Here is a 25,002-nt window from a genome sequence, read left to right as displayed (position 1 = left end):
CTGCATGAGACTTATAGTAAAAAAATGTTTGTCTGTTTTATTTCTGTTGCTGCTTGTAGCGCCTCTTGTATATGGACAGCAATCTTGCTTAATTGATATCGAGAACGATTTTCAAGATTTGAAAACATCATTAAAGAATCCAATATTTTTAGATCCTGCACCAAGTTCAAATTATGATGATAGAGAAAGCAAAAAAGTGTTGATGGTGGTAGTGCATCATACCGAATCTCCAACATTAAAAAGCACAAAATGCGCATTAAATTCTTCAGGTATATCAGTACAGCTTATTGTTGATAGGGATGGTAGCATTACTCTGATGGTTCCACTCGAAAAACGAGCATGGCATGCTGGTATAAGTTATGCGAAAGTTCAAGTAGATAATGTGGTTGAAGAGCTACGAAAACTGAATGATTATTCTATGGGTATAGAGATTGTAAACACAGGGCTTGAGCCTTTTCCAGAAGAGCAAATGAAATCTGTCAAAGATCTGATTTTGTACCTCATGAAGCGCTTTAAGATTAGAAAAGATATGATATTTAGTCACGCTGAAATAGGTACTATAGTATATAACTCAGCCATTGAAGGCTACGCAATGCTTAAATCTGACCCACATAAGTTGTTTGATTGGGAGTTATTGGAGAGAAATGGCATTGGACTGCATATAGGTGATAGAATCAGTTCTCAAGACGCAAGACAAAAAGTAGAAGAGGTTTTATATAAGGTAGGCGATAAGAGTGAAAGTATTTTGAAATTAAAAAAAAGGTTGAACAATTTTTTTTATAAAATACTGCCTTGGAATGATAAAGAAGGTAACGCTGACAATAATGCTGATTACTCAAATGAGTTTGATGAGAATTTTGCGTGGGTTATTAATCAGTTTTCAATGCATCATTTGCCGAAAGAGATTAGAAAAGACTTGCCTCTAAAATTAGAACAGGAAGATATTTTGTCTGAATTTTTAAGCGAATATGGCAATTGTATTTTCAACAGATTCACATCTTTTAATAATAAAATTGAATCAAGTTTACAACCACCATTTTTGAATGAAGAGGATTACAAGCGTTTATTATCTTCTCTTGCAGAATATGAAAATAATATTTCTTCTAGTGCATTTGCTACGCTCATGTACAAGATTAAGCTATATTACGACTCTTATCTAAGGTATAATATAAGATCCTCGCTTTATATTCCATTTAAGCTTAATTCATTTGAGAAGCTAGATGTTTTAAAGAATGAAATATTGTCTTTTAAGTCTATAAGCCCTGAAAAGGCTATAGAAGTCTCGAATTTAATTAATGGGTTTAGGTCAGAAGTTTTATCTGATTTCCAAAACTTTGAGAAGCAGTGGTTTCAAGAATTTAAGGACACTTGGAAACAAAAATTTATACCGAATATGGAAAAGAAAATGTCTTGGACTGCGCTGCATGAAACTGTGTTGGAATATTTAGAAAAGTCGAAGAAAGAAGTCTAATGAGTATTACAATGGCCAGATGTATGGGCAGAGGAAAATATTGGATGAATTACAAGCACTACGTTTTTTTACTTATGCTAACAATTTTTTGTGGTGAAAACTATTTATGGTTCAACCTGAACAAGATAATTCAAAGGTTGCAATTACACGTAGGATATAAAAAAATTTCTAAATGAGACTCATGTGGTATTGGGATGACAGAGTTTAAAAAATAAGTTACTTTTTATTTTTGGTAGAAAGTAACCCATGGGTATAAAAATTGCACCTTCTATACTTTCAGCAGACTTTGCAAAATTAGGAGAGGAAGTAAAAAGAATTAGCGACTTGGATGTAGATTATATACACATAGACGTTATGGATGGAAATTTTGTTCCAAATATTACAATAGGTCCGAATGTTATCTCTGCGATACGTAAATATAGCAATCTTCCTTTTGATGTACACTTAATGATTAAATCTCCTGGTGACCATATTGAAAGCTTTATAAATGCTGGTGCTGATATTATCACTATACATGCAGAAGCAGAGATACATCTTGAGAGGCTAGTAAAAAGGATAAAATCATATAAAAACATAAATGATACAAAAAAAACAATACAAGTTGGAGTTTCAATTGTCCCTTCAACTTCTCCAAGCGTGCTTGAGTATATAATACATGAGCTAGATATTGTACTAATTATGACAGTCAATCCTGGATTTGGAGGACAAGAGTTTATTCATTTGCAGCTGCACAAGATATCTATTATAAAGAAAATTATACAGGACCGTAACCTTAAAACGCAAGTTTCAGTAGATGGTGGAGTTAACTTTTCTAACGCAGCTGATATAATAAAAGCAGGTGCAAATATATTAGTTGCTGGATCAGCAATATTTAAAGCTGAAGACATGAAAAAGGCTATAAACGATCTTAAAAATCTTTCGTTATAACCCTACAGATAACACAAACCATTTTTGTTATCTTGTCAGTTTTAAAAATTCCTATTATCCCAGTGCTTCGACACTGAGATAATAGAAAGTAAGTTCAACCTCAATAGAAACCTGATGATGAGTCATTATTACCAAATTTTGGTCTGTTTCTATTACTAAAACCAGAACGAGGACGAGTAGGTCTATTACTATGATAATTATCTCCAGGTTTTTTATTAAACGAGTTGTTATAATAATTATCCCTATTATTTAAACCATCTCTCCTTTCTTCATTGTAAAGCTTACCTTCAAAAAATTCACCTGTTTCTTGATCAACACGACGTCTTGATAATTTTGGACATCCACCTTTTTCAAAGTCAATTATCAAAGCTTTGAAGGTATCACCCTGTTTAAGTATATCCTCAATGGACTCTACATGTTGATTAGCTACCTCGCTTATATGCATTTTTCCTTTTCTTCCATTAAGAAGTTCTAGCTCTACGATAGACTTCTCTATCTTTACAACTTTAGCATCAATTATAGAACCTTGTTCTAGCTCTGTTATTGAATCAATCATCATATTCTTTGCAGCTTCAGCTTCAGTACTACTAATGGCAAAAACAGAAACTTTACCGTCATCCCCTATTTCAATTTTTGCATTACTTCTTTCACATACACTGCGTATATTTTTTCCTTTAGCACCAATAGCTGCAGAAATTTTATCTTTATCTATATAAAACGATAACACTCTTGGTACATGATCTTTTATATCCTTACGATGTTCTGAAATTACTGCATTCATTTTTTCTAAGATATGTAATCTTCCGACTTTTGCTTGTTCTAAAGATTTTTCAACAATTTCAAAGCTTATACCAGGAATTTTCATATCCATCTGCAGTGCTGTAATCCCTTCGCTAGTTCCTGCTACTTTGAAGTCCATATCACCAAGATAGTCTTCATCGCCCAGTATATCAGAAAGTATTATATGCTCATTTTTGTCTTTGATGAGACCCATAGCAATTCCTGCAACAGGAGCCTTTATTGGCACACCTGTATCCATTAATGCAATGGAAGTTCCACAAACTGTTGCCATAGAAGAAGAACCATCAGATTCCATAATCTCAGATACTACCCTTATTGTATAAGGAAATTCAGATTTATCAGGTAAAACAGTATGAATTGCTTTCCAAGCAAGTTTACCATGACCAATTTCTCTCCTTCCTGGTGCGCGTATAGCAGAAGCCTCTCCAACAGCAAATGGAGGAAAATTATAATGCAACATAAAATGTTCACGTCTATCCCCTTCAATGTCATCCACAATTTGCTCATCTTGTGTAGTACCAAGAGCAGTAACAACTAGTGCCTGAGTGGTACCCCTTGTAAATAGCGCAGAACCGTGAGTCTTGGGTAGAATGTCAGCCTCAATTTCTATCTGGCGTATTTCATCATACTTACGGCTGTCTATCCTCACACTTTTCCTTCTAATCATTTCACGCACTAAAGATCTTTCAAAGCTTTTTACTGCATAAGTAATTAACTTTTCGTCTTTTCCAGCCTCTTTAAGAGTATTCAATATATTATTCCTGACTACTTCTAGAGCTTGAACTCGCTCTTGTTTTACTGTTTTTGAATATGCTTCTTGAAAGTCTTTTCGATATTTTTCAAGTCCTTGAGTTATATCTGATATATCAATAGGAGCAAAGCTTTCAGGTTTATTGCCAACTGTATCAGCAAATTCTTTTATGAGCTTAATAACAGGTTGAAGGTGTTCATGGCCGAATTTTATTGCACTCAAAACATTTTCTTCAGAGAGCTCTTTGACTTCCGATTCGACCATTAAGATCGAATTTTCATCACCAGACAAAAACAGATCCAAGTTGCTTGCTTTCATCTCTTGAACGGAAGGATTGAGTATATAATTGTTATTTTCATCACAACCGACCATAACTCCAGCTATAGTAAAGTGGAAAGGAACACCAGAAATTGCAAGAGCTGCGACGGTACCTATCAATGCTGGTACTTCAGGAGAATTGACTGTATCGTAAGTTAATAGATTACATACTACACTAATTTCATCATGAAAACCTTCAGGAAATAACGGCCTTATACTTCTGTCTATTACTCTTGAAATTAAAGTTTCTCTATCAGATGGTTTTCCTTCTCTTTTAAAAAAACCACCAGGAATCTTACCTACGGCATAACTTTTTGCAATAAACTGCACATTTAAAGGGAGAAAATCAACACTTTCTTCCTTCTTTTTTCGTACAACAGTGACTAAGATAGAAGTATCTCCATAATTTACAACTACTGAACCATCAGCTTGACGTGCTATTTTCCCAGTTTCTAAAGATAAGGTACGCCCCTCCCAATCTATAGATTTTTTTATAATTTCAAACATACAAAATTCCTCGATTATTTTCTAATGCCTAACTTCTCTATTAACTCTTGATAGGCTTCATTACCAAATTTACGTTTTATATAATTTAAGTGCTTGCGCCTTCTACCTATCAATACAAGTAAACCGCGCTTAGAATTATGGTCATGCTTATGCGTTTTAAAATGCTCAGTTAAATTACTGATTCTCTTGGTTAAAATTGCACACTGTACAAAAGATGAACCTGTATCATCTTCTTTAATTGCATATGTACTAATCAAACTTTTTTTCTTTTGGGATGTTATTGACATCTAAACCTCATTTCAAAATATTAAAAACACGAATAGGCTTCACATAACCATGAGTAAAACTGCAAATTGCAATAGGTACATTACCCACTATCGTACAAAAAATATCATAGTTCTTTAAATTACGCAAGTTATTTAATATAATTTCTTGACCTTTTCTGATTTTCTTCGCTTCCTCTAGGGAAATTTCAACTTTGAACATCGATTTTAAAGCCGATTCAATGGGGATGATGAAACTTTTTGTATTACCTCCATCATCTTCTGCCATCCCACCTCCCTCTGTTACCCCACCCTCCGATGTCATCCCAGTGCTTGACACTGGGATCAAGCCTATTTCATCACGAACATTGTTTTTGACATATGCTCCTAGAATCTTTTGTCCATTACATGATTTGTAAGTATTTGTATATCTGGATCCCAGTGTCAAGCACTGGGGAGAGTAAGTTGTTGTGTTTTTTTTAGTAAGTTGCTCAATTGTCACTGATTCATCTTCCTTAAAATCACCTACCATCGTTCTTCTTAATTGTGTAATATGTCCAAAACAATTTAATTCAATTCCAAGATCTCTTGAAATTGATCTTACATATACGCCGCCACCACACGTCATAGAAAAATCAGCACTATTATTTATAGTGTCCAAGAATATCAGCTTCAGTTCATGTATTTTGACTTGCCGGGGCTTTATATTTACCTTTTGCCCACTTCTTGCTAATTTATATGCTCTTGCTCCCTTGATTTTCACTGCTGAAAATTGAGGAGGAGTTTGTGTTATCTCACCAATAAAATCCTTAATCGCACAGTTTATTTGGTTATATTCGGGTTTTATATCGCTAGTTCTAATGATATCACCACCCAAATCATCCGTAGTTGTTTGTTTTCCCCATTTTATTGTGAAATTGTATGCCTTTAAGTCACAAGATAAATACGGTATAGTTTTTGTTGCTTCACCAAGAGCGATTGGTAATACACCTGAAGCCAAAGGATCAAGTGTTCCCAAATGTCCGGCTTTTTTTATTCCAAAAATCCTTTTAATTTGAGTTACAGCTTGTGCAGAACTCATTCCTGTTGGTTTATCAAGATTCAGCCAACCATGTTTCATACGTTTAATTATATACAACTGATAACATTTTAGCTTGAAATATATACTTTATGCGAAAAGTAGCTTGACCAACATGCATTATTAATACACACTACTCAATCTTTTTATTAGCCTTATTATAAGGGGACTATTATGACTATAAAAAACGTATTGAAGTGGGAAAACACTGCACATATAACAAAAATGAGTATTGAAAGTACAGTTGCAACTGCATCTTTAGCAGCAGCAATAACAACAGTATTGATTGCTACTAAAGTAATTGCTGGACCTGCGTCTTTAGCACTTATTGCTAGCCCTGCTGGAATTGCAGTTCTATTTATTGCCGCTGTATATTTTGCCGCAGCAGCTTATGCTTCATATCAGCAAATGCATGCAATAGAAAATGCTAAAGGTGAAAAGGGTGAGAATGGTAAAGACGGCGCGAATGGTAAAGATGCAGATTTCTCTGTTCTTCTTGGTGATGTGGTAAAGAGTGGTGCAGTTGTTGAAGAAAATCAGAAATTAAATCTGAAACTTTCAAAAGATGATTATCAAGCATTGACAAATGATAAAAAAGAGGGTAGTGAAGTGGTCCTGCACGTATTATCAGAAGGTAAATCAGTTGAAGTTAAATTTAAACACGTTGCTGTTGCTGACGATAATGATAATTATAAAGTGGAATTAACTAGCGTAGATAGTAAAGATCAGCCTGCTGATATGAAAACAGAGTTATGTATGACTGATTCTAATCCATTAAAAGTTGCGGTAAGTGATAAAGATCTTGAATCTTTAAAAAATGGAGTTTCAACTAAATTAGGAGAGTTTGTAGTAAATGCAGCTATATCCAAAGTTATTATTGGTAAGTAGTTTTAAATCGAGAAAAAAAGAGGTAGGGTCATCTCTACTTCTTTTCTCTGTCGTTCAAGTATGTAAAGGTTACGGTAATCTATCCCACATCTCAACTACATCCTTACTAAACTCTATTATCTCTGCTTTTTTGAACTGATAACATTCATTGATGGATTGAATTCCTAAATCTCCTACAAAAGGAGTGGCATCATTACCTAAAATCTTGCCACTACGGCAGATTATCAACCTGTCGATTAAATTGTGCTTTAATAATTCTGTAATCAACACTCCTCCACCTTCAACTAATAACCTTGTTATACCAATTTCTGAAACAAGTTTTGATGCCATGTCTTTTAGGCAGACTTTTCGATCTGATGTCATTCCAGTGCTTGACACTGGAATCCAGTTTTCACTACGCAATTGCTTGAAGTTTTCTGGATCCCAGTGTCTGGGCACTGGGATGACAGGAGAAGGCATTGGAATGACAGGAGAGTGTGTTGGGGTAACATCTGGAATAACAGGAGGTTTGTGATTTGAATTGACTATCAAATAATTAATGTCTTTTATTTCTCTCTCTACTTCCTTATTTGTGATTACCCAAGTTATTACTTTGTCTGCAGTCTTTGCAATATTATGCTCTTTCTTCAATTTCCCTTGGCTATCGATAATTAGCCTTATTGGCGACCTGTCTTCGAGTCCTGGTAATCTGCAAGTTAAGAGTGGATCGTCATTGATAAGGGTACTACTGCCAATCATAATTGCATCATATTTTGCTCTGAGCTCATGTACCCAATTTCTCGTATCTTCACTTGTTATCCATTTGCTATCACCTGTAAACGTTGCGATTTTTCCATCGAGAGTTGTTGCGATTTTGCAAGCTATAAATGGTCTATGGAGTTTCTTAGTGGTAAAAAAGCCAACATTTAGTTTCTCTGCTTCTTTCTGCATAATCCCTTGTTTTACTTCAATTCCTGCATCTGCTAAAGCTTTTATCCCTCTACCTGAAACCCTACTATCTGGATCAATTGTTGCAATCACCACCATTTTTATTCCAGATCTTATGATTTCTGCAGTGCAAGGTTCTGTAACTCCAAAGTGGCAGCATGGTTCAAGAGTGACGTACATAGTTGCACCATGAGTTAAATCTTTAGCATTTTGTAGAGCAATTACTTCTGCATGTGGACGTCCACCGATTCCTGTGTAGCCTTCACCAATTATCATACCATCTTTTACAATGATACATCCAACAGCGGGATTTGGTGCAACACTTCCAAGACTTTTTTCTGCAAGTTTTAATGCGATCGACATGAAATAATCATCGGTCATTAGAAAGAAGTCATTTCGTATGAGGTATCAAAAATTCTTCTGTGCTCGTGTATGGCAAATCTATCTGTCATACCTGAGATATAATCACATATTATTACTGAACGCTGAGATTCACAAGCAAGCTTGTTCCACTCTGTGGGTAATAACCTTGGGTTTTCATAAAAACATTGAAAAAGCTCCTGTACTATACGTTTTGCTTTGTTCATTGTTCTGGTCAGTTTATAACTTCTGTATATTTTTTCCATGTTAAATTTTTTCATCTCTTTTGTGGCATTTGCAATTTCTGGTGAAAATGTGACTAACATTGTATTTAGACCTCTTACATCTTCTACGCTTTTTATTTTGTAGTCTTTAATATTTCTTTCAGTCTGAAAAATGACATCATTTATCATAATTCCTATAGTTCTACTCAGTGATTCATGTATGAGTTTGCTTTGAGCCAATTCTGAATATTCGCTTTTTACTTCTTTGAACATTTTGCCAATTAAAGGAACATCGAGCAAATCTTCGGTTATTACTAAATTTGCCCTGAGTGCATCATCAAGATCATGAACACTATAAGCAATGTCATCAGCAATCGAAGCAACTTGTGCTTCAAGACTTGAAAATTCTTCAAGCTTTAGATCATATTTTTCATTGTATTCTAATAGTAGCTGATTATTTGTGTGGGATACCGTATTTTGACAGAGTAAAGGACCGTTATGCTTTGCAACGCCTTCAATCACTTCCCAACTTAGATTCATACCATTAAAGTCAGCATGTTTTTGTTCAAGATAAGTTAAAATCCTTATAGCTTGAACGTTATGATCAAACTTATACTTCTCGTTATCAATTTGAACTAGAGCATTCTCACCTGTGTGACCAAATGGAGGATGACCAAGGTCATGTGCAAGCGCTATGCATTCGGTGATGTCCTCATCTAATCTGAGCCTGCGTGCGATGGATCTTGCAATTTGTGCAACTTCAAGGCTATGAGTTAGCCGAGTACGATAGTAATCATGCTCATAATTGATAAAAACTTGTGTTTTGTACCCCAATTTCCTAAACGCATTAGAGTGAATAATGCGGTCCCTATCACGCTGAAAGCAGCTGCGATTTTCATCTTCTGGCTCTTTAAAATTTCTTCCTTTTGTTTTATTTGGAAAGCACGCGTAACTTAATAGAAAATTATTGTTTGACATGTAAAATTTCTACTATAATAGGTTATCAATAATGAACGGTGGTTGTTATGTCAACAGATTACAATATTAGCTTAACTGACAATGCATTAAGGAAAATCCACTCCCTTGTAGAACAGGAAGGAGATGAGAGTTCTATTTTGCGGGTTGCAGTTTCAGGTGGTGGATGCTCTGGCTTCAAGTATAATTTTCTTATGGATCAAATAAATAAGAAGATGTCTTTGGATGACGATTTTGACGATGATGAAGACGACGATTTTGACGATGACAAAGATAGCGAGGATTATAGAAGCCACTCCAGTTTTAGTGAAAAAGGTAAAGATATAGTAATTAATGATGAGAATGGAAACCCTGTATTAATGGTTGATAATTGTTCAGCGAAATTTTTAAATAACTCAACTATAGATTATACTGAAGATCTAAGTGGTTCTGGTTTTCAAATCAAGAATGCTCTCGCTAAGTCTCGATGTGGGTGTGGTAACAGTTTCTCGGTCTAATTCTCCCTCCTGGATCTTTTTATAATATGGGTGGTGGTGTAACACTAGAGCTAGCTTCTGTAAGTAAGAGCTTCAAAAAAAGTCCTGCTATTGTAGAAGATATCAATCTGAGTCTTACAAGAGGGCAAGTAGTTGCATTGATCGGCAGTTCAGGATCAGGAAAAACAACTATATTGCAAATTGCAGGCCTATTGGATAAGCCAACTTTAGGTGTAGTGACAATAGATGGAATAAATTGTACGCAAGCCAGCAATAAATATAAAACTCATGTAAGAAGAAATTTTCTTAGCTTTGTTTATCAATTTCACTATTTATTACAAGAGTTATCAGTGTTGGAAAACGTTATGCTTCCTCAGCTTATTGCAAGAAGAAGCAAAGCTGAAGCAAAAAAAAAATCGCAAGCAATATTAGAAAAATTTGGTCTGGAAAATAAAGCAAGTAGCATGGTATCTGAAATTTCTGGTGGAGAAAGGCAGAGGGTTGCAATTGCAAGAAGCATTGTAAACTCTCCAAAGCTTTTACTTGCAGATGAGCCAACGGGAAATTTAGACCCAACAAATTCTTTGAATGTATTTTTGCTGTTACATTCATATGTAAAGGAAAATAACAGCTCTATGCTTATAGTAACACACAACTATATCCTTGCAGAAAAAGCAGATCACATTTTTCAGTTAAAAAACCGATCATTAGTAAAGCTGTAAATGGAAGAAACAGTACAATACAAAGCTACCTATAACTTGTACTTATTTAACCAATGGTCATTAACAGAGTGTAATTCGCATGAAATGCTTTCATTATTTTTTATACACGGACTCTTTAACTTACGCTGTTTACTTAGAAAGCATCCTGACAGCATAAACATTGCTAAAACGAGAAATAATAATTGCCTAAACATAACAAGACTTTTTTTATTTATATTAATACGTTCATTTCTCTCATTTGTAAAGTTAGGCATATTCTTTTACCCTTATCTCTTTTTTAACTTTTTTGGAGGAAGTGACTGCACTGTTTAAGCGTAGTTTTATATAATTATCTATAATTTGAGCTACTTCCTCTTCTTTATCCCTTAAAAAGTGGTTAGTATCGTCTACTATATGGTATTCCATATGGTTATTTTTTACCGAATTTATTAACCTTTGTGCTAATTCTGTTACATCGCTTTCTTCTGAAATTGTATCATTATTACTTTGTATTATAAGTCCAGGAACTGGGCAAGGAGAGAGAAAAGAGAAATCGTACTTAGTTGCTGGAAGAGAAAGGGCAACAAAACTTACTATCTCTGGACGGCGCATTGTCAATTGCATAGCTACCCATGCTCCAAAAGAAAAACCAACTATCCAAATTGGAACATTGTTAGAGTTATGCTCCTGAAGCCAATCAATAGCTACTGCAGCATCAGTTAATTCTCCTATACCCTTATCAAAAGTTCCGGTAGATTTTCCGACACCACGAAAATTAATTGTCAATGCAGAAAAGTTATTATCGATAAAAGATTCATATATAGTATGTATAATCTTACTATCCATACTACCACCATATTGAGGGTGATGATGTAAAATTAGCACAACTGGTGCATTGGTATCTTTGCTTTGATGGTATCTACCTTCTATCTTTTTTGTTGAATTATTTAAAAAGACTTCTACCATGATAACTCCTAATAAAAACCTGTTTTGACAGGTGTTGATAATGTAAATTGTTTATTAATTATGTATTAATTTCCCTGTTTTTGCAATAAATTTTTATCGTGTTAAAGTTAACATACATAATTGGTTGATGGTAAGTGACAAATAAGCCTGTGAGTTTATTCTCTCTGGAAGACAGTAGTTGCGTGTATGCTGATTATAATGCAACTGCTCCAGTGAGTAAAAATGTAAAAAAAAGTATACTTGAGATTTTGTCGAAACAAACACTAAATCCATCATCGCTGCATAAAAGAGGACAAGAAGCGAGGAAGATTCTTAAAGAGGTAAGAGATAACGTACGTGATGCTCTTAGCATTCCAGATGATAAAGAAATAGTTTTTACGTCTGGTGCAACTGAAGCAAACAACCTCGTCATGAGAGGAATGAAAGGCTATCTGCATGTAATTTCAGCTATAGAGCATCCTTCAATTCTTAATTCTGCATGTAATCGACATATAATACCCGTTAATCAAGAGGGTATTATTGACTTTTTAGAGCTAGAGAAAATTCTAAGCGAACTTGAAGGGAATAAAGTAACAATTTCAGTGATGATGGCTAATAACGAAACTGGAGTTATCCAGCCTGTTAAGGAAATAGCTAAAATGGCACATAAATTCGGGGCAATCTGTCACACTGACGCTGCTCAAAGTGTTGGGAAAATCAAAGTAAATATGGAAGATTTAGGAGTGGATTTACTTACTTTATCTGCTCACAAATTTGGTGGTATAGCAGGTAGTGGAGTTTTAATATTTGACAAAAAGCTTGTAATAGAACCTACTATAATAGGTGGTGGGCAAGAAAAAGGATTGCGTGGTGGTACAGAAAACATTATTGCAATAGTAGGTCTTTCTGCTGCATTGCAAAACATTCCAGATCTTCTATCAAAGATGGATGAAGTAGAGAAGCTGCGTGATCAATTGGAGTATGGGTTATTAAGTCTTGTCAGTGATATCAAGATCTTTGGCAGAAATTCTAAAAGATTGCCAAATACAAGTTTCATTTATATGCCGAGAGTGAAGAATGATCTGCAGCTCATGTGCTTTGACTTAAATAATATTGCAGTCAGCAATGGTTCTGCATGTTCTTCTGGAAAAGTTGGGCCTTCTCATGTTTTGCTTGCAATGGGAGCAACAAAAGAGCAAGCAGAATGTTCAATTAGAATCAGTATAGGTCCGGAGGTTAAACCGCGAGACATAGAAAAAATAGTGGATTGTTGGTATAGTATCTATAAGAAGAATGCTTTAGTAAATGCAAAAACTACTTTCACCATTCCCCTTAAATCATGATAGAGGGAATGGTGAAAGTAATTTCTATTGCCAGAGGTTGTTATAATAGTTAAATGCTGCTGAAAACCGATTTGCTTATAGTTATGGAAGAAATTCTCTAATTGCATACCACACCATTCAATTGTAGTATGTCATTTTATACTTGATAAAAACGCTGTATTGTATTATAATATATCATCAAGAGATAATAAGGAGTTACATATGTCTTATATGAAAAACGAACAGGATATTCGCTCTCAGGGCGTTTATTATAGTGCTGGACTCAGGAGTTACCTAACTAAAGTATACAATTATATGGCTTTAGCTTTAGGTGTTACAGGGCTTGTTGCGTTTTTAACAGTGTTTTCTGGTCTTTTCCAGGTGATTTATTCCAATCCTGTTCTATCGCTTGTGGTAATGCTATCTCCAGTTGCATTGGTGTTTTATATGTCTTTTAGGCTTCAACACCTAAGTGCTCAGTCAACACTTACTGTATTTTTTCTATTCTCAGTTTTAATGGGAATTTCTTTATCTCATATTTTTATAATTTATACTGCAGAAAATATAGCGAGAGCATTTTTCATTACATCGATCATGTTTGGTTCTATGGCTTTATATGGTAATACTACAAAAAAAGATCTTACCAGCATGGGTTCTTTTTTGATTATGGGAATCTGGGGGTTAATCATTGCATCTATAGTTAATCTGTTTCTTGGAAGCAGTCCTCTCTATTTTGCAATATCGTTTGTATCAGTGATAGTGTTTACTTTAATGACCGCATACGATGCTCAGAGAATCAAAGATGTTTATTATAGATATAATGATGGCTCAGAAGTTGCAACTACTAAGCTGGCAATACTTGGTGCAACTAATCTTTACTTTGACTTCATCAATATATTCCTCAATTTACTCAGGTTACTTAACTTGTTCAACAATAAGGATTAGATGATTTCCTTTTTAAGGGGAAACAATAAAAGTTCTATAGTTTTCCTCCTAATATCTTTAGTGGTATTGATGCTGTGTCTTGCATATGCTTCAGTACCGTTGTATAGCATCTTTTGTAAAGCTACTGGATATGGTGGCACAACGAGAAAAGTAACTAATGCAACAATAAATGCAACTCACCAAAAAATCAGGGTTCACCTTAATGCTGATATAATATCAGGTCTGCCTTGGGAATTTAAATCAGAAACTAACTACATCGATACAAATATAGGGCAACAAAGTTTAGTATTTTATTATGCAAAAAATTTATCTGATCAGCCTTCTTTTGGAATGGCAGTGTATAATGTCACACCTTTTAAAGCAGGTAAATATTTCAATAAAGTTGCATGCTTTTGTTTTGAAGAGCAAATGCTGCTACCAAAACAAAAAGCGGCTATGCCCGTATCCTTTTACGTAGACCCTGAAATAATGCGTGACAATAGTACAAAAGATTTAAGTGAAATAACACTATCATATACGTTTTTTAAGCTTAAATAACAAACCTTTTCCTATTGTAATCCGAACAAGGTTGTACGATACATCTATTGAATTGAGCAGGAGCTCTTATTTGCTTTTTGCACACTGACTACTTGTGTTTCAGTGTTCGTTGTTGCTAATTCCCATCCTTCATTATTTGCTTCACAAGCATTCCAACATTGAGCCAACTCCTTATTATTTTTTACAGAATCTGGTATTTCTATGTTGGGATTTTTTTCTAATGTATGCTTAATTAGAATCTCACAGCAATTTTTGCGTTCAATTGACTTATCCTTACAATATAATTCAGCAACACACTCTAAAGCAGTGTTTCCATTGTAGTTTTCATCTGGGCTATCATTCACTCCCGCTTTTATGAGAGCCTTTAATATGTCCGGAGAATGGGTCAAAACACAGGTATGTAAATATCCTTTTTCGTTTTGCACATTAGCTCCTGCTTTTATTAAAACTTGCGCTAGATTTGTTAAAGTGTACGGTTTATAGTTAATGGCGATGGAAAAAAGACTATCTATTGGAAAGCCATCATAATCTTTCAAGTCAAATCTGTGATTAATATCAAATCCCTTTTTTCCCAAGAAGTATATAAATATTTACAATAGTCTCCTTTTTTATCTGATTTTTGCATTTTACATTTTAACCTTTCTTTTATTTTTATTATTGGTATCTAAATCGTCATCTTCATCCACTTCACACAACACATTGAATAAAACACCATAAAGCCAAGTTTCTCTGTTTGTCATAATTTGTGCCTCAAAACTATTAACAATACGCTTATGTAGTGTATAAACTCTAAATAACATTTTGCAAAATATTAATTGCTAGATAACATAATTAAAGTTTTTGTCTTACATTTATCATGGTTAGAGCTATACAAATTAAAAAAACTGGGGGGCCAGAAGTATTAGAATTTGTAGATAAGAGCATAGGTGAGCCAAAAGATGAGGAAGTCTTAATACGTCATACAACTATCGGCTTAAATCGTTATGATTTAGAACACAGAAAAGGTACACGCAAAATTAAAGATCTGCCATCAGTACTTGGAGTAGAGGCAGTAGGAGTTGTTGAAAAGCTTGGTAAAAAAATTAGTGATGGACTTAAGGTTGGAGATAGAGTTGGATATTGCACAGCTCCTCCAGGGGCATATTGTGAAAAGCGCATTGTACACCAGAAATATTTGATAAAAATTCCGAATGATATACCTGATGAAGTTGCTGCTGCAGTATTGTTTAAAGGTATGACAGCTCACTATTTAGTTAATCAATCTTATAGAATCAGGCCTGGTGCTTTTGTACTAGTTCATGGAGCTAATGGTGGTTTGGGGCAAATAATATGCCAATGGGCAAAGGATAAAAAAGGTGTAGTGATAGGTTCTATAAGCTCTGACGAAAAAATGAAGATAGCTTTACAAAGTGGCTGCACATACGCAATAAACTACAATGATAAAGACTTCGTTTCTAAAATCATGGAGATTACGAAAAATAGAGGAGTAGGTGCGGTGTATGACCCTATAGGTTACGCTACAAGCAAGCTCTCTTTTGAATCTTTAGGTAAGTTTGGCATATATGTTTCCTATGGGCAGATATCAGGTAATGCTCCTATTAATTTCTCTTTACTTAGTTCGCGTTCGTTATTTGCAGCTGGAACTTTGATATATCACTACAAGCACAATAGACTTACGTTAGTGCTTACTGCAATGGAAATTTTTGAAATGATAAGAAAAAAACTTTTAATTGTACGAATTAATAAAAAATATAAATTTGATGAAATAATAGAGGCTCATTGTGACATGGAAAATAGGAAAGTAAGTGGGCTAAATATTATCAAAGTTTCTTAAATAACTTAGTAACCTAAAATAATTATTCATTAAGTCATATCAACAAGAATTTCACATGGTTAGTTTTCTTATAACAAGTTAGTTTATTTGATGCAGGTGTAGAAGTTGATGATGTGTGTTCCTAGCTTTAGCTATTAGTCAATTCTTTCCATCCAAGAATCATTTTATTAGCTTGCCTCAATGTTTCAATAGAAGGCAAGTCTTCTGTGCTTAGTGGTAGACGAACAGTTTTGTGTTCTATAAGCCCAATGTCATGCAAGAGTGCTTTAGTAGGTATTGGATTGCTGGCAGTAAATAGAGTTTTGCAAGCTTGTTGCCAACTGTCTGCCTGAGGGTTCTCGCCACTCATGCATTGCTTAACATATTCATGTACTACACGTGGCCAAACATTGGCAGCAACAGAAACCAGACCAGCCGCACCCTTAGCAGCCATATCGGGTATCATATTATCATCTCCGCAAAAGACCTCAATATTTGGTGCAACTTTCTTATACTGAGTTAAAGTATCAACGGTGCCACTTGAATCTTTGATAGCCCAAAATTTTTCGTGGCTGGATAAGTTGCGTACAGTTTCAGCGTGAAGACTCACTCCTGCTCTTGATGGAATATTGTAAAGCATGGCTGGCACATGTGCTTTTTCAAGCAGCTTTTCAAACCATAAAGTTTGCCCCATGATTCCAGGCTTTGCATAAATGGGAGTTGTCATTAGATAGCCATGAATAGGCATACCCTTGCAAAAATCAAGCCATTCAAGAGTCTGATATAGATTCACTCCTGGTACACCAATTATAATTTTCGTATTTAATTTTAGCTCACATACAAATTCAACTAATGTGCGCTTTTCAGAATCAGTAAGTGATAAGCTTTCACCTGTGCTACCTAGCAACACTACACCATTTTCAGCTTCAGCTTGCATTGTTAGTAAACGCTGCAAGCTTTGGTAATCTATACTATCTCCACTGCAATTAAAAGGAGTAACACAAGCAGTCCATAAAAATGTAGATTTCAATTGAAGTTATTAAAATGGTATTTCATCATCGATTAGTTCGTCTTTTATATCGTTGTCAAAACTTCCGTGTTTATCTTTTTGTTCTGTTTCATTTTGTTTGTATTCACTTGGCTTGTAATCAGAGTTTGACATACTGTTTCGTGAATCTAAAAGGGTAAGGGCACTATTAAAGTTATATAGCACCACCTCTGTCGTATACCTTTCGCTACCATTTTGGTCAGTCCATTTTCTAGTTCTCAGAGAACCTTCAACGTAAACTTTACTACCTTTGCGCGCAAAATCCTTAACAATTTTTACTAATCCTTCACTAAAAATTACAATATTATGCCATTCTGTCTTTTCAGAGCGCGTACCAGAAAATTTGTCAGTCCAACTTTCAGATGTGGCTATCGAAAAACTTGCCATCTCTTTTCCATTTTGTGTAGTCCTAATTTCAGGATCTTTTCCTAAATTACCAACTAATATGACTTTATTTATAGTACCACTAGACATAATTATGCTTTAAAATAAATCTCTTTATTATCTTATGTGAGAGTATTATTGTCAAATTTAATTAAAAACGCGCTTGGAGGGATTCGAACCCACGACCTTTGCCTCCGGAGGGCAACGCTCTATCCAACTGAGCTACAAGCGCAGATGTATTAGATTATTTAATAGATAAACTATCTAAATCAAATTTTTGTTCTGGATAAAGCGTAAACATAATACCTCCATGTCCAAAATGTACATTTTTAGAATTGCTTATCCGTTCTTTTGTTATCTTTTGGTTTACAGCCCATGAAAAAGTTACATAATTTTCAGTTACTGAGTGCACTTTTAAATCCTTAGTATTTATAAACAACTTTCCATTTACCCATATTTTCCATGTATCGGGGGAAAAGTATAAAATTGAATCTAAACTGACTACTTTACAATTGAAATTTTCTTCCTCTGTAACTCCTGAAGACTGTAAGTTAAACTTTTCCATCTCACTAACTATTCTATTAACCTGCTCTTCATCAAAAAAAATGCTTTTTATGCTACCATATTGCGATAAAGTACTCTCTGCTGCCTCTTTTATTATATCGTCTCGATCTATATAATAATTGTTGATAAAAAAACACTCCTTCGCACGCAAATTTGCTATATCAATGAAGTCATTTATTTCTTGATTTCCAACTTTTAAAATACTTTTTAAGTACTTCTTTTCTATAATCATTCCATCATTAGAATGATGACAGACCATTTCATCATTGCCTTGTCTTTCTATATATACACATAAATTTTCACTATTTAACCCTAATATTTTATGCTCAATAAAATCTTCATTACTAATATGCTGTTGGCAAGAATATTTTTTACAAATCCCTATATTTTCTACAAGATCTTCGCAATTGCAATATGCACTAAAATTAAAAAATAGCAGCGTAAAAATAAAAAACAACTTTATATTCATCTACTTAATATGGTATACCAATCAAAAACTATACTAGCTCTCACTATCTCTATCATATTACCACTTAAAATCTGGTTTATAACTTTAGCATCTATATTTCTATGCTTATTCAAGGTAAGAGATCTGATCATAACATAACCAGGAAGATTTGGAATAGACTGTAGAAATAAAAAAATATGCTTATCGCTAATTGAGCTTAAACTTAGAACCACTTCACTTCTTATTACTTTTGTATGTTCACTTTTATTGTGGAGTTCAGCTTCTTCAGGTATAGAAATTGATATTTCAGGTTCTAACATGTAGTGTTTTTTATATAGCTTGTTAAGCTCAAAATTTAAATTTGTAATGTATCTTCTACTATGTAAGTTTGAAGAAGAAATTCTTTTCCATAAATCTAGGTTTTTATTTAGAACGACTTCTTTCTTTTGAATTTCAATGATCTGTAAATTAATAGAGCGTATTTCCTCAGCTGCAGTTTGATTTTTATTATAAACCTTTTTGTTATAGATAATAAAACACGTTGATAACCCTATTAATACAATAGATAACAATAAGTAATATATGCACTGAATTGTAGCTTTTCTTTTTAGTTGAGAGATAGTCATCAATCTACATTGCCTCTCCTATTTCAACATCAATAGATAGATTTTTCTCTTTAGTAGTAGGTAAGCTAGAAATACTAATATCATGAGTACGGAAATTATCGTTTAAATTTTTCTGTAGTTTCTCGTATTGATAAGAAATGTCTTTACCAGATTGAAAATTAAACCTTAAAGTTGTGGTAATATAACTTTTTGCCTCATTATAATTCCACTCAAATAATTGAAGCTCTACATCTGGTACTTTTAGCTTTTCTACATACTTAACTTGTGTGAGAGGAGAGTACTCTATTTTTGATAAAATATTATTGATATTAATAAAATCGTAAACTTCATCTATCTTTTTTACATTATAGCTTTGGCTAAGTTTTATTAGTTTGTTATTTAAAGCACTCCGCTTTGCAGATAAATTATCAGCAATATTAAAATTCGAATACAAATTCCGCAAACAAAAGGTGTTAATTACAATTAAAGTCAAAAGGAGGTATAGAAAAATCCGAGGAGAGTTTAAATAAAGGTAATTGAATAGATAAAATTCTTTAGTTTCTTTTGTATTAAAAACATCTGTTGGCTTATTCTTAAAGCTATGGAACAAAATTGTAGTATCACAAAAGCTATCTTTTTCGCATATAGCTAATTCTGCTCCCAATAGTTTACCTAGCTCATATGGAGTCAATATGTTCACACTATTCTCTGAAAAATTTATAACTGATAAACTAGATTTAATAGCTTCTGATACTATGATGCAAAGGTCGATAGGGTCATTTTTTTCAAATCCAAACTTAGTTGAAGATTGAATTGTATTTTTCACTTCCTGATATATTTCACCAGCAATGATTCCTGGTAAATTATCATTAGTAAATGGTATTAAACGTGTAAATATCATTTTGTTCTCTTTAAGAACCACTTGTCTATAGCCACCTGTTTTAGTTGCAGCAACTATAATTTTCCAGTTACTAGGATCTTTGTGTAGAATCTTTTTTGCTATACTGACTAGTTCTATAGGAAACATTAATATTCCTTTAAAGTTAGAGCCTATTTCAACAAACACGTCCAACCAATATTCTATTAAATGATTTGCTTTTGATGAAACAAATAGATACCACCAGTTTTGATTAAATTTATTCGGCTTTTCGACCAAGAGAATAGAATTTATATCGTTATTATGAGCAAAATGCTCTACTTTTGTTTTTGCTGATAGATAAGCACTAATCCTATTTACTCTTGGGATAGACTGTAGCAAATAGTTCTGATCAGTGTGATTGAGAACCAGATATAAGGGTGCTTTTTTATCTGATGAGAGACATGAAATTAAGTCAGAAACAACTTTATTATTTTTGTCCTTAGCAAAATATCTTTTATTTAAAGTATCATTTTTAAAATATAGTAACATTGTGCCTTCTTTTCCTATAGAAAGCATAAACTTACTTTTGGGTTTTGACCCAAACATATTAACAAAGTGTATACTCATCTAGAATTAAAAAGGTAATTTATTGAAATTCATTAAACATTAGATGACAATATTACTTATATTATAAGTTTTTGATAAAATTAGTAGTAATATTAACCCTTTTGTATGATGAAGGTTTTTTATATTTGTGCTAGACACAACTTAACCTGACAAACGAGGATTAATTATATCTCAGCTTGATATTTTATTCTCCAGCAGACTGAAAATTGAATTGAGCTAAAGACTTGATTTGACGCACGTTGTTGCACATTACCATTTAGTATACTTGAACTGAACATTTTCAGTGAATCCATCTGGCATGACTGAAACTTTTGTATTCATATTTATTTTTAAGTAATTTACTAGCTCATCAACTAATATATCAGGAGCAGAAGCACCTGCAGTAATTCCTATTTTTTCTGCGCCCTGCAACCAATTTTTGTTCATACATTTATAATTATCAATCAAATAGGCTCTTTTTCCTGTGGAAATGCACAGGTCTAATAAACGGTTTGAATTTGAACTGTTTTTGCTTCCTACAATTAACACTACGTCTGTAATTTTAGCCAATTTTTTAACAGCGTTCTGCCTATTTTGTGTTGCATAGCATATATCTTTTAAGTCGGGGCCTGTAATGCTTGGAAATCTGAGCTTCAGTGTAGCAATAATTTCTTTGGTATCGTCAATACTTAACGTGGTTTGTGTTACATAAGATAAATTATCTGGATCTTTGATTTGTAAATTGTATACGTCTTGCATAGTTTGCACTAGAGATATAGGATTACTTACTCTTCCTATAATTCCTTTAACTTCTGGATGATTTTCATGTCCAATTAGAATTAATTCTTTACCACTATCCTCATACCTTTTTGCCTCTTTATGTACTTTGCTAACTAATGGACATGTTGCATCAATCACTTGAACACCCTTTCTTTTTGCCTCATCCTCTATACTTTTCGACACTCCATGTGCGCTAAAGATCAATATTCCTCTATTGTCTTTAATGTCTTCTATGCTGCTTACAAAAACCACTCCTTGTTTCTTGAAGTCCTCTACTATATACTTATTATGAACGATTTCGTGTAGTACATAAACTTGGCGTTCATTTTTGTATTTCTCTAAAGTAATTGCTAATATGTCTACAGCTCTTTTAACCCCTGCACAGAAACCGCGTGGTTCAGCTAAGATAATCTCCATTTTTTTTCAAATCAAGTAAGTATATAAACATTGGTAAAAAGCAAGCTCCGCTCACTATGTTTCATATCATGACTGCTTTACTATAATTTCAAATTTATCATTACCAAGATTTTTGTTAATATACCAGGAACCGTCATCTTTAATTACAAATTCAGGACCCTTAAGGTCTCTTTTTATTGTCCTTCCATCTTGGCCATCCATAGCAATATGGATATCGAATGTAACGATGTCTAGATTTACCATAGCCTTTTTCCCACTTTGTGAATTTAGGCTAAACTTGCCCAACATGACATCATTAATACTCACTTCTCCTGCACAAGTATCACACTGACCATCTATACAACACTCACTTTTAATATAAAAAAGATCTAACATATTTAAATCTATAAAAAAAAAACTAAATTTATATACTAAATACAATTCATCATTAATAAGCAACTATAGATTACTTTGGCTACAGCAATAATGCAACTGGAAGTATAACATAATTAATTGTATAAGAAACTACACTTTAGAGAAATGGTTGTTGTTTGGTTTTTTTATTAATTTTTTTCACCATACTGTCAATCATGTGTTTTATTCCTTGATATACAGAGTATATACTTTCGTCATTATGCATATAAGCAGAGCAGGAAAATACATTATGTTTTTCATCTTCTATTGATAACTCTGTATCGCATGTTATATGTTCGCCGCCGAGCTTCTCTATCAACTGGTCTTTGTCGTTTCCTATAGTTACCTTAATCTTACTTTCTTCTTTACCTATCTTGCTACTTAAAATTAAAACAATAATGGCTGGAGATATACATATAGTTCCTATTGGCTTTTTTGCAACAAAGAACTCTGAGACTAATCTTTCAAACTCAGGCATTACTGTTTTATTTTCAGCTAAGTCAGATAAATTTTTCGCAACTCCATATCCACCAGGTACGACTAGCATGTCAAAATTTTCAGCTTTAGCTTCTCTTAAATCATTTATCTCACCTCTTGCAATTCTTGCTGATTCTACAAGTACATTCCTTTTTTCTTTTACTGCTTCTTTTGTTTTGTGATTCATAACTTGTGTGATATCAACATCAGGAGCAAAGCACATGACTTCAACTTCCTGCTGATCAAACACAAGCAGAGTTAAGACTGCTTCTCTCACCTCTGTGCCGTCGAGGTGGCCGCATCCTGATAAAACCACAGCGGCTCTTAATTTTTTCTCACCCATAAAATACCTTGATTTCATATAATCTAGGTATTGTAATACAAATTCCATATTTGGAAAGGAGTAATTATTTTATGTCAATTATAATATAATTAATAATTAGCATATATAATTAGGCATATTTATAATTGATAGGAATTGAATATGGTACAAGGTGGTACAACAAATCCAACCAATTCGGACGAGTTCATTGAAAATGTAGTAAGATATATTAGTGAAAAAGGAGATTTGTTACAAAAATTGCAGGATCTATTAAAACTACGTGGCTTTGAAAAGAAAGGTGAAATTTCTAATACACCACCTATCGATGATATGTCTAAATTTCTGATGGAAAATAAAAATGTTTTTGGGAGTGTAATAGGTCTTATATTGGAGAATTTTGAGAAAAACAAAGTTGAATCAAAAGAATTTTTGGAACAAGGAAATAAAGTAAAAGGCATGGAGAAAGAGCTTGAAACTTTAGGCAATCAACTGTTAGCTCAAGGGGTAATAAGTGGAGCAGCAGTGACAACACTAACAGGTGTACTAGCAGGTTTATTAACAGTAGGAGGAGTGACTGGTGCATTAATTGGTGGTGGGGCAGCATTCGTAGGGTTTGTAGCACTAGTTGCTATAGTTGCTATTGGTTATGCTATATATCAGCATAGAGGTGAGATAAAAGAAGGAGCGATTAAAGCAGGAAAAGCGGTGAAAAGTTTTGTGAAAGATGTGATCGATAAATTACCTACGATTCAAGCAAGAGAGAATAATTTTGGAAAGTTAATAAGCAATGTGACAAAACAGGATCTTAAAGCTACTGGAGAAGAAAGAACAATTCTTGATAATAAAGTAAAAATAATAGAAATGCTCCGAAATGAAGAGCAGCGATCTGCTATACGAGAGTTAGTAAAGGATGGAGACATTAAAGAATTTTCAGAAAAGGATATGGAAAGACTTCTACAAAAGGGCCTCAGTACTCATGAGAGTGATGAGAAAGCACTTGAGGATTCTATAGAAGAATTAAAAGCTGCAATTACTTCAGATAGCAAAACAGTAGAAGATTTTATACAAGAGGTGAATAATAAAGCTAAAGTGTAATAGTCTAGACTTAATCTGACAAGCATGAATTAACTGACAGAAGAATTAACAAAGTCAAAACCAAAATCAGCATCCTGTTTAATGCTATCAATATTTTTCTGATAAGCAATATGCATACTATCAAAAAAGGTTTGCATAGGAGTCTTACCATAGCAATATTTACCTGAATGCGGTCTAGATCTATTGTAAGAATGCACCCAATGGTCTACGTCTAACTGAAGTTCTGCCAAAGAGGTGTAAATTTTCTTTCTAAAGATAATATTGTAACATTCATCTTGCATAGTTCTGTGGAACCTTTCACATATGCCATTAGTCTGTGGAGAACGAGCTTTGGTTCGAGAATGATCAATATTTTCTACCCCTAAATATAGCTGGTAAGCGTGATTTTCAGGTCTGCCACAATACTCTGTACCACGATCCGTCAAAACACGTAGCAATGATACTTTCTGTTCATCAAAGAACGGTACTACCCTATCATTAAGAAGATCTGCAGCTGTGATAGCAGTCCTTTCTGTGTAAAGCTTAGCAAAAGCAACTCTGGAATAGGTATCAACAAAGGTTTGCTGGTAAATTCGTCCAATACCTTTGATATTACCAACATAATAACTGTCTTGGCTACCTAAGTATCCTGGATGCTCTGTTTCAATTTCTCCATGGGCCTCTTTTTCTTCCTTAGCCTTTTCTAGAGCTGTTATCTGTTCTTCTGTTAAAATGATACCATCCTGAGCTACTTTTGCTTCTAATGCCTTTAACCTCTTTTTAAAATTTTCAAGAT

General features: G+C 33.8%; 26 protein-coding genes and 1 tRNA gene. 10 read left to right on the top strand and 17 right to left on the bottom strand.

Translation table 11 applies throughout. From position 1 onward, the window contains the following. Nucleotides 1-4: 4 nt before the first annotated feature. Nucleotides 5-1,471, top strand: coding sequence for an N-acetylmuramoyl-L-alanine amidase (locus OUY_RS03370; RefSeq protein WP_139686689.1), 1,467 nt, complete (start codon nt 5-7; stop codon nt 1,469-1,471). A gap of 246 nt (nt 1,472-1,717) precedes the next feature. Then, nucleotides 1,718-2,398 (top strand): ribulose-phosphate 3-epimerase, encoded by a 681-nt coding sequence (gene rpe, locus OUY_RS03365; RefSeq protein ID WP_139686688.1) that lies wholly within the window; start codon nt 1,718-1,720, stop codon nt 2,396-2,398. Between the two features lie 100 nt (nt 2,399-2,498). On the opposite strand, the gene pnp is transcribed toward rpe, so the two are convergent. The 3 genes from pnp to truB are packed head-to-tail and all read right to left on the bottom strand — an operon-like array spanning nt 2,499 to nt 6,158. After that, nucleotides 2,499-4,775 (bottom strand): polyribonucleotide nucleotidyltransferase, encoded by a 2,277-nt coding sequence (gene pnp / locus OUY_RS03360; RefSeq protein ID WP_179949525.1) that lies wholly within the window; start codon nt 4,773-4,775, stop codon nt 2,499-2,501. A 14-nt stretch (nt 4,776-4,789) separates the two neighbouring features. Continuing rightward, a complete protein-coding gene (rpsO, locus tag OUY_RS03355; RefSeq protein WP_139686687.1) occupies nt 4,790-5,062 on the bottom strand; it encodes a 30S ribosomal protein S15 in 273 nt (90 codons plus the stop codon). Nucleotides 5,063-5,069: 7 nt separating this feature from the next. Continuing rightward, nucleotides 5,070-6,158 carry a tRNA pseudouridine(55) synthase TruB gene (gene truB / locus OUY_RS03350; protein ID WP_139686686.1) on the bottom strand — a complete coding sequence of 363 codons (1,089 nt, stop codon included), beginning with the start codon at nt 6,156-6,158 and terminating at the stop codon, nt 5,070-5,072. A 132-nt stretch (nt 6,159-6,290) separates the two neighbouring features. Here truB and OUY_RS03345 point away from each other — a divergent pair, with 132 nt between their 5' ends. Next, on the top strand, nt 6,291-7,004 hold the full coding sequence (locus tag OUY_RS03345; RefSeq protein ID WP_179949524.1) for a hypothetical protein: 714 nt from the start codon (nt 6,291-6,293) through the stop codon (nt 7,002-7,004). Nucleotides 7,005-7,073: 69 nt separating this feature from the next. Here the strand turns inward: OUY_RS03345 and ribD are convergent, their stop codons facing one another. Both ribD and OUY_RS03335 read right to left on the bottom strand, forming a co-directional pair. Further along, the gene (ribD, locus tag OUY_RS03340; RefSeq protein ID WP_139686685.1) at nt 7,074-8,312 is read right to left on the bottom strand and encodes a bifunctional diaminohydroxyphosphoribosylaminopyrimidine deaminase/5-amino-6-(5-phosphoribosylamino)uracil reductase RibD; all 1,239 of its coding nucleotides are present in this window, start codon (nt 8,310-8,312) and stop codon (nt 7,074-7,076) included. Further along, on the bottom strand, nt 8,312-9,493 hold the full coding sequence (locus tag OUY_RS03335; protein ID WP_139686684.1) for a deoxyguanosinetriphosphate triphosphohydrolase: 1,182 nt from the start codon (nt 9,491-9,493) through the stop codon (nt 8,312-8,314). The genes ribD and OUY_RS03335 overlap by 1 nt, the downstream gene beginning before the upstream one ends. A 47-nt stretch (nt 9,494-9,540) precedes the next feature. Here OUY_RS03335 and OUY_RS03330 point away from each other — a divergent pair, with 47 nt between their 5' ends. Both OUY_RS03330 and OUY_RS03325 read left to right on the top strand, forming a co-directional pair. Next, nucleotides 9,541-9,987, top strand: a complete 447-nt coding sequence (locus OUY_RS03330; protein WP_139686683.1) for a HesB/IscA family protein — start codon at nt 9,541-9,543, stop codon at nt 9,985-9,987. Nucleotides 9,988-10,013: 26 nt separating this feature from the next. Beyond that, nucleotides 10,014-10,688 carry an ABC transporter ATP-binding protein gene (locus OUY_RS03325; RefSeq protein WP_139686682.1) on the top strand — a complete coding sequence of 225 codons (675 nt, stop codon included), beginning with the start codon at nt 10,014-10,016 and terminating at the stop codon, nt 10,686-10,688. 246 nt (nt 10,689-10,934) lie between these two features. Here OUY_RS03325 and OUY_RS03315 read toward each other — a convergent pair whose 3' ends face one another. Further along, the gene (locus OUY_RS03315; RefSeq protein ID WP_010407025.1) at nt 10,935-11,633 is read right to left on the bottom strand and encodes an alpha/beta hydrolase; all 699 of its coding nucleotides are present in this window, start codon (nt 11,631-11,633) and stop codon (nt 10,935-10,937) included. A 134-nt stretch (nt 11,634-11,767) separates the two neighbouring features. Here OUY_RS03315 and OUY_RS03310 point away from each other — a divergent pair, with 134 nt between their 5' ends. From OUY_RS03310 to OUY_RS03300, 3 genes are all read left to right on the top strand, one after another. Next, nucleotides 11,768-12,955 carry a cysteine desulfurase family protein gene (locus OUY_RS03310; RefSeq protein WP_139686681.1) on the top strand — a complete coding sequence of 396 codons (1,188 nt, stop codon included), beginning with the start codon at nt 11,768-11,770 and terminating at the stop codon, nt 12,953-12,955. Nucleotides 12,956-13,156: 201 nt separating this feature from the next. Then, entirely contained in the window at nt 13,157-13,879 is a 723-nt protein-coding gene (locus OUY_RS03305) for a Bax inhibitor-1/YccA family protein (protein ID WP_007302228.1), read from the top strand. Next, nucleotides 13,880-14,416, top strand: coding sequence for a cytochrome c oxidase assembly protein (locus OUY_RS03300; protein ID WP_139686680.1), 537 nt, complete (start codon nt 13,880-13,882; stop codon nt 14,414-14,416). 44 nt (nt 14,417-14,460) lie between these two features. Here the strand turns inward: OUY_RS03300 and OUY_RS03295 are convergent, their stop codons facing one another. Further along, a complete protein-coding gene (locus OUY_RS03295) occupies nt 14,461-14,991 on the bottom strand; it encodes an ankyrin repeat domain-containing protein (RefSeq protein ID WP_010407015.1) in 531 nt (176 codons plus the stop codon). A 281-nt stretch (nt 14,992-15,272) separates the two neighbouring features. On the opposite strand from OUY_RS03295, the gene OUY_RS03290 reads away from it, so the two are divergent. Next, nucleotides 15,273-16,250: a quinone oxidoreductase family protein gene (locus OUY_RS03290; RefSeq protein ID WP_139686679.1), complete on the top strand. Its 978-nt coding sequence runs from the start codon at nt 15,273-15,275 to the stop codon at nt 16,248-16,250. A 127-nt stretch (nt 16,251-16,377) separates the two neighbouring features. On the opposite strand, the gene dapA is transcribed toward OUY_RS03290, so the two are convergent. The 9 genes from dapA to elbB all read right to left on the bottom strand — a co-directional run bounded on the left by dapA (nt 16,378) and on the right by elbB (nt 23,153). Then, nucleotides 16,378-17,259 (bottom strand): 4-hydroxy-tetrahydrodipicolinate synthase, encoded by an 882-nt coding sequence (dapA, locus tag OUY_RS03285; protein ID WP_029237692.1) that lies wholly within the window; start codon nt 17,257-17,259, stop codon nt 16,378-16,380. Between the two features lie 9 nt (nt 17,260-17,268). After that, nucleotides 17,269-17,751: a single-stranded DNA-binding protein gene (ssb, locus tag OUY_RS03280; protein WP_006014313.1), complete on the bottom strand. Its 483-nt coding sequence runs from the start codon at nt 17,749-17,751 to the stop codon at nt 17,269-17,271. A gap of 68 nt (nt 17,752-17,819) precedes the next feature. After that, nucleotides 17,820-17,893, bottom strand: a tRNA-Arg gene (locus tag OUY_RS03275). Between the two features lie 12 nt (nt 17,894-17,905). After that, nucleotides 17,906-18,694, bottom strand: coding sequence for a hypothetical protein (locus tag OUY_RS03270; protein WP_010407002.1), 789 nt, complete (start codon nt 18,692-18,694; stop codon nt 17,906-17,908). Next, on the bottom strand, nt 18,691-19,299 hold the full coding sequence (locus OUY_RS03265) for a hypothetical protein (RefSeq protein ID WP_139686678.1): 609 nt from the start codon (nt 19,297-19,299) through the stop codon (nt 18,691-18,693). Before OUY_RS03265 ends, OUY_RS03270 begins: the two co-directional genes overlap by 4 nt. 4 nt (nt 19,300-19,303) lie before the next feature. Further along, nucleotides 19,304-20,743, bottom strand: coding sequence for a hypothetical protein (locus tag OUY_RS03260; RefSeq protein WP_179949523.1), 1,440 nt, complete (start codon nt 20,741-20,743; stop codon nt 19,304-19,306). A gap of 270 nt (nt 20,744-21,013) precedes the next feature. After that, the gene (ispH, locus tag OUY_RS03255) at nt 21,014-21,940 is read right to left on the bottom strand and encodes a 4-hydroxy-3-methylbut-2-enyl diphosphate reductase (RefSeq protein ID WP_139686676.1); all 927 of its coding nucleotides are present in this window, start codon (nt 21,938-21,940) and stop codon (nt 21,014-21,016) included. A gap of 66 nt (nt 21,941-22,006) precedes the next feature. Next, nucleotides 22,007-22,315 (bottom strand): hypothetical protein, encoded by a 309-nt coding sequence (locus tag OUY_RS03250; protein WP_139686675.1) that lies wholly within the window; start codon nt 22,313-22,315, stop codon nt 22,007-22,009. A 136-nt stretch (nt 22,316-22,451) separates the two neighbouring features. Continuing rightward, nucleotides 22,452-23,153 (bottom strand): isoprenoid biosynthesis glyoxalase ElbB, encoded by a 702-nt coding sequence (gene elbB / locus OUY_RS03245; protein WP_139686674.1) that lies wholly within the window; start codon nt 23,151-23,153, stop codon nt 22,452-22,454. A gap of 141 nt (nt 23,154-23,294) precedes the next feature. Here elbB and OUY_RS03240 point away from each other — a divergent pair, with 141 nt between their 5' ends. Continuing rightward, a complete protein-coding gene (locus tag OUY_RS03240; RefSeq protein WP_179949522.1) occupies nt 23,295-24,227 on the top strand; it encodes a glycine zipper family protein in 933 nt (310 codons plus the stop codon). Nucleotides 24,228-24,256: 29 nt separating this feature from the next. Here OUY_RS03240 and OUY_RS03235 read toward each other — a convergent pair. Further along, the coding region (locus OUY_RS03235; protein WP_139686673.1) for an integrase core domain-containing protein at nt 24,257-25,002 on the bottom strand (746 nt) is incomplete at its 5' end.

Source organism: Wolbachia endosymbiont of Leptopilina clavipes, assembly GCF_006334525.1.
GTDB lineage: Bacteria > Pseudomonadota > Alphaproteobacteria > Rickettsiales > Anaplasmataceae > Wolbachia.
Note: the sequence above shows the minus strand (reverse complement) of the source record. Positions and strands in the feature narration are given on the sequence as shown.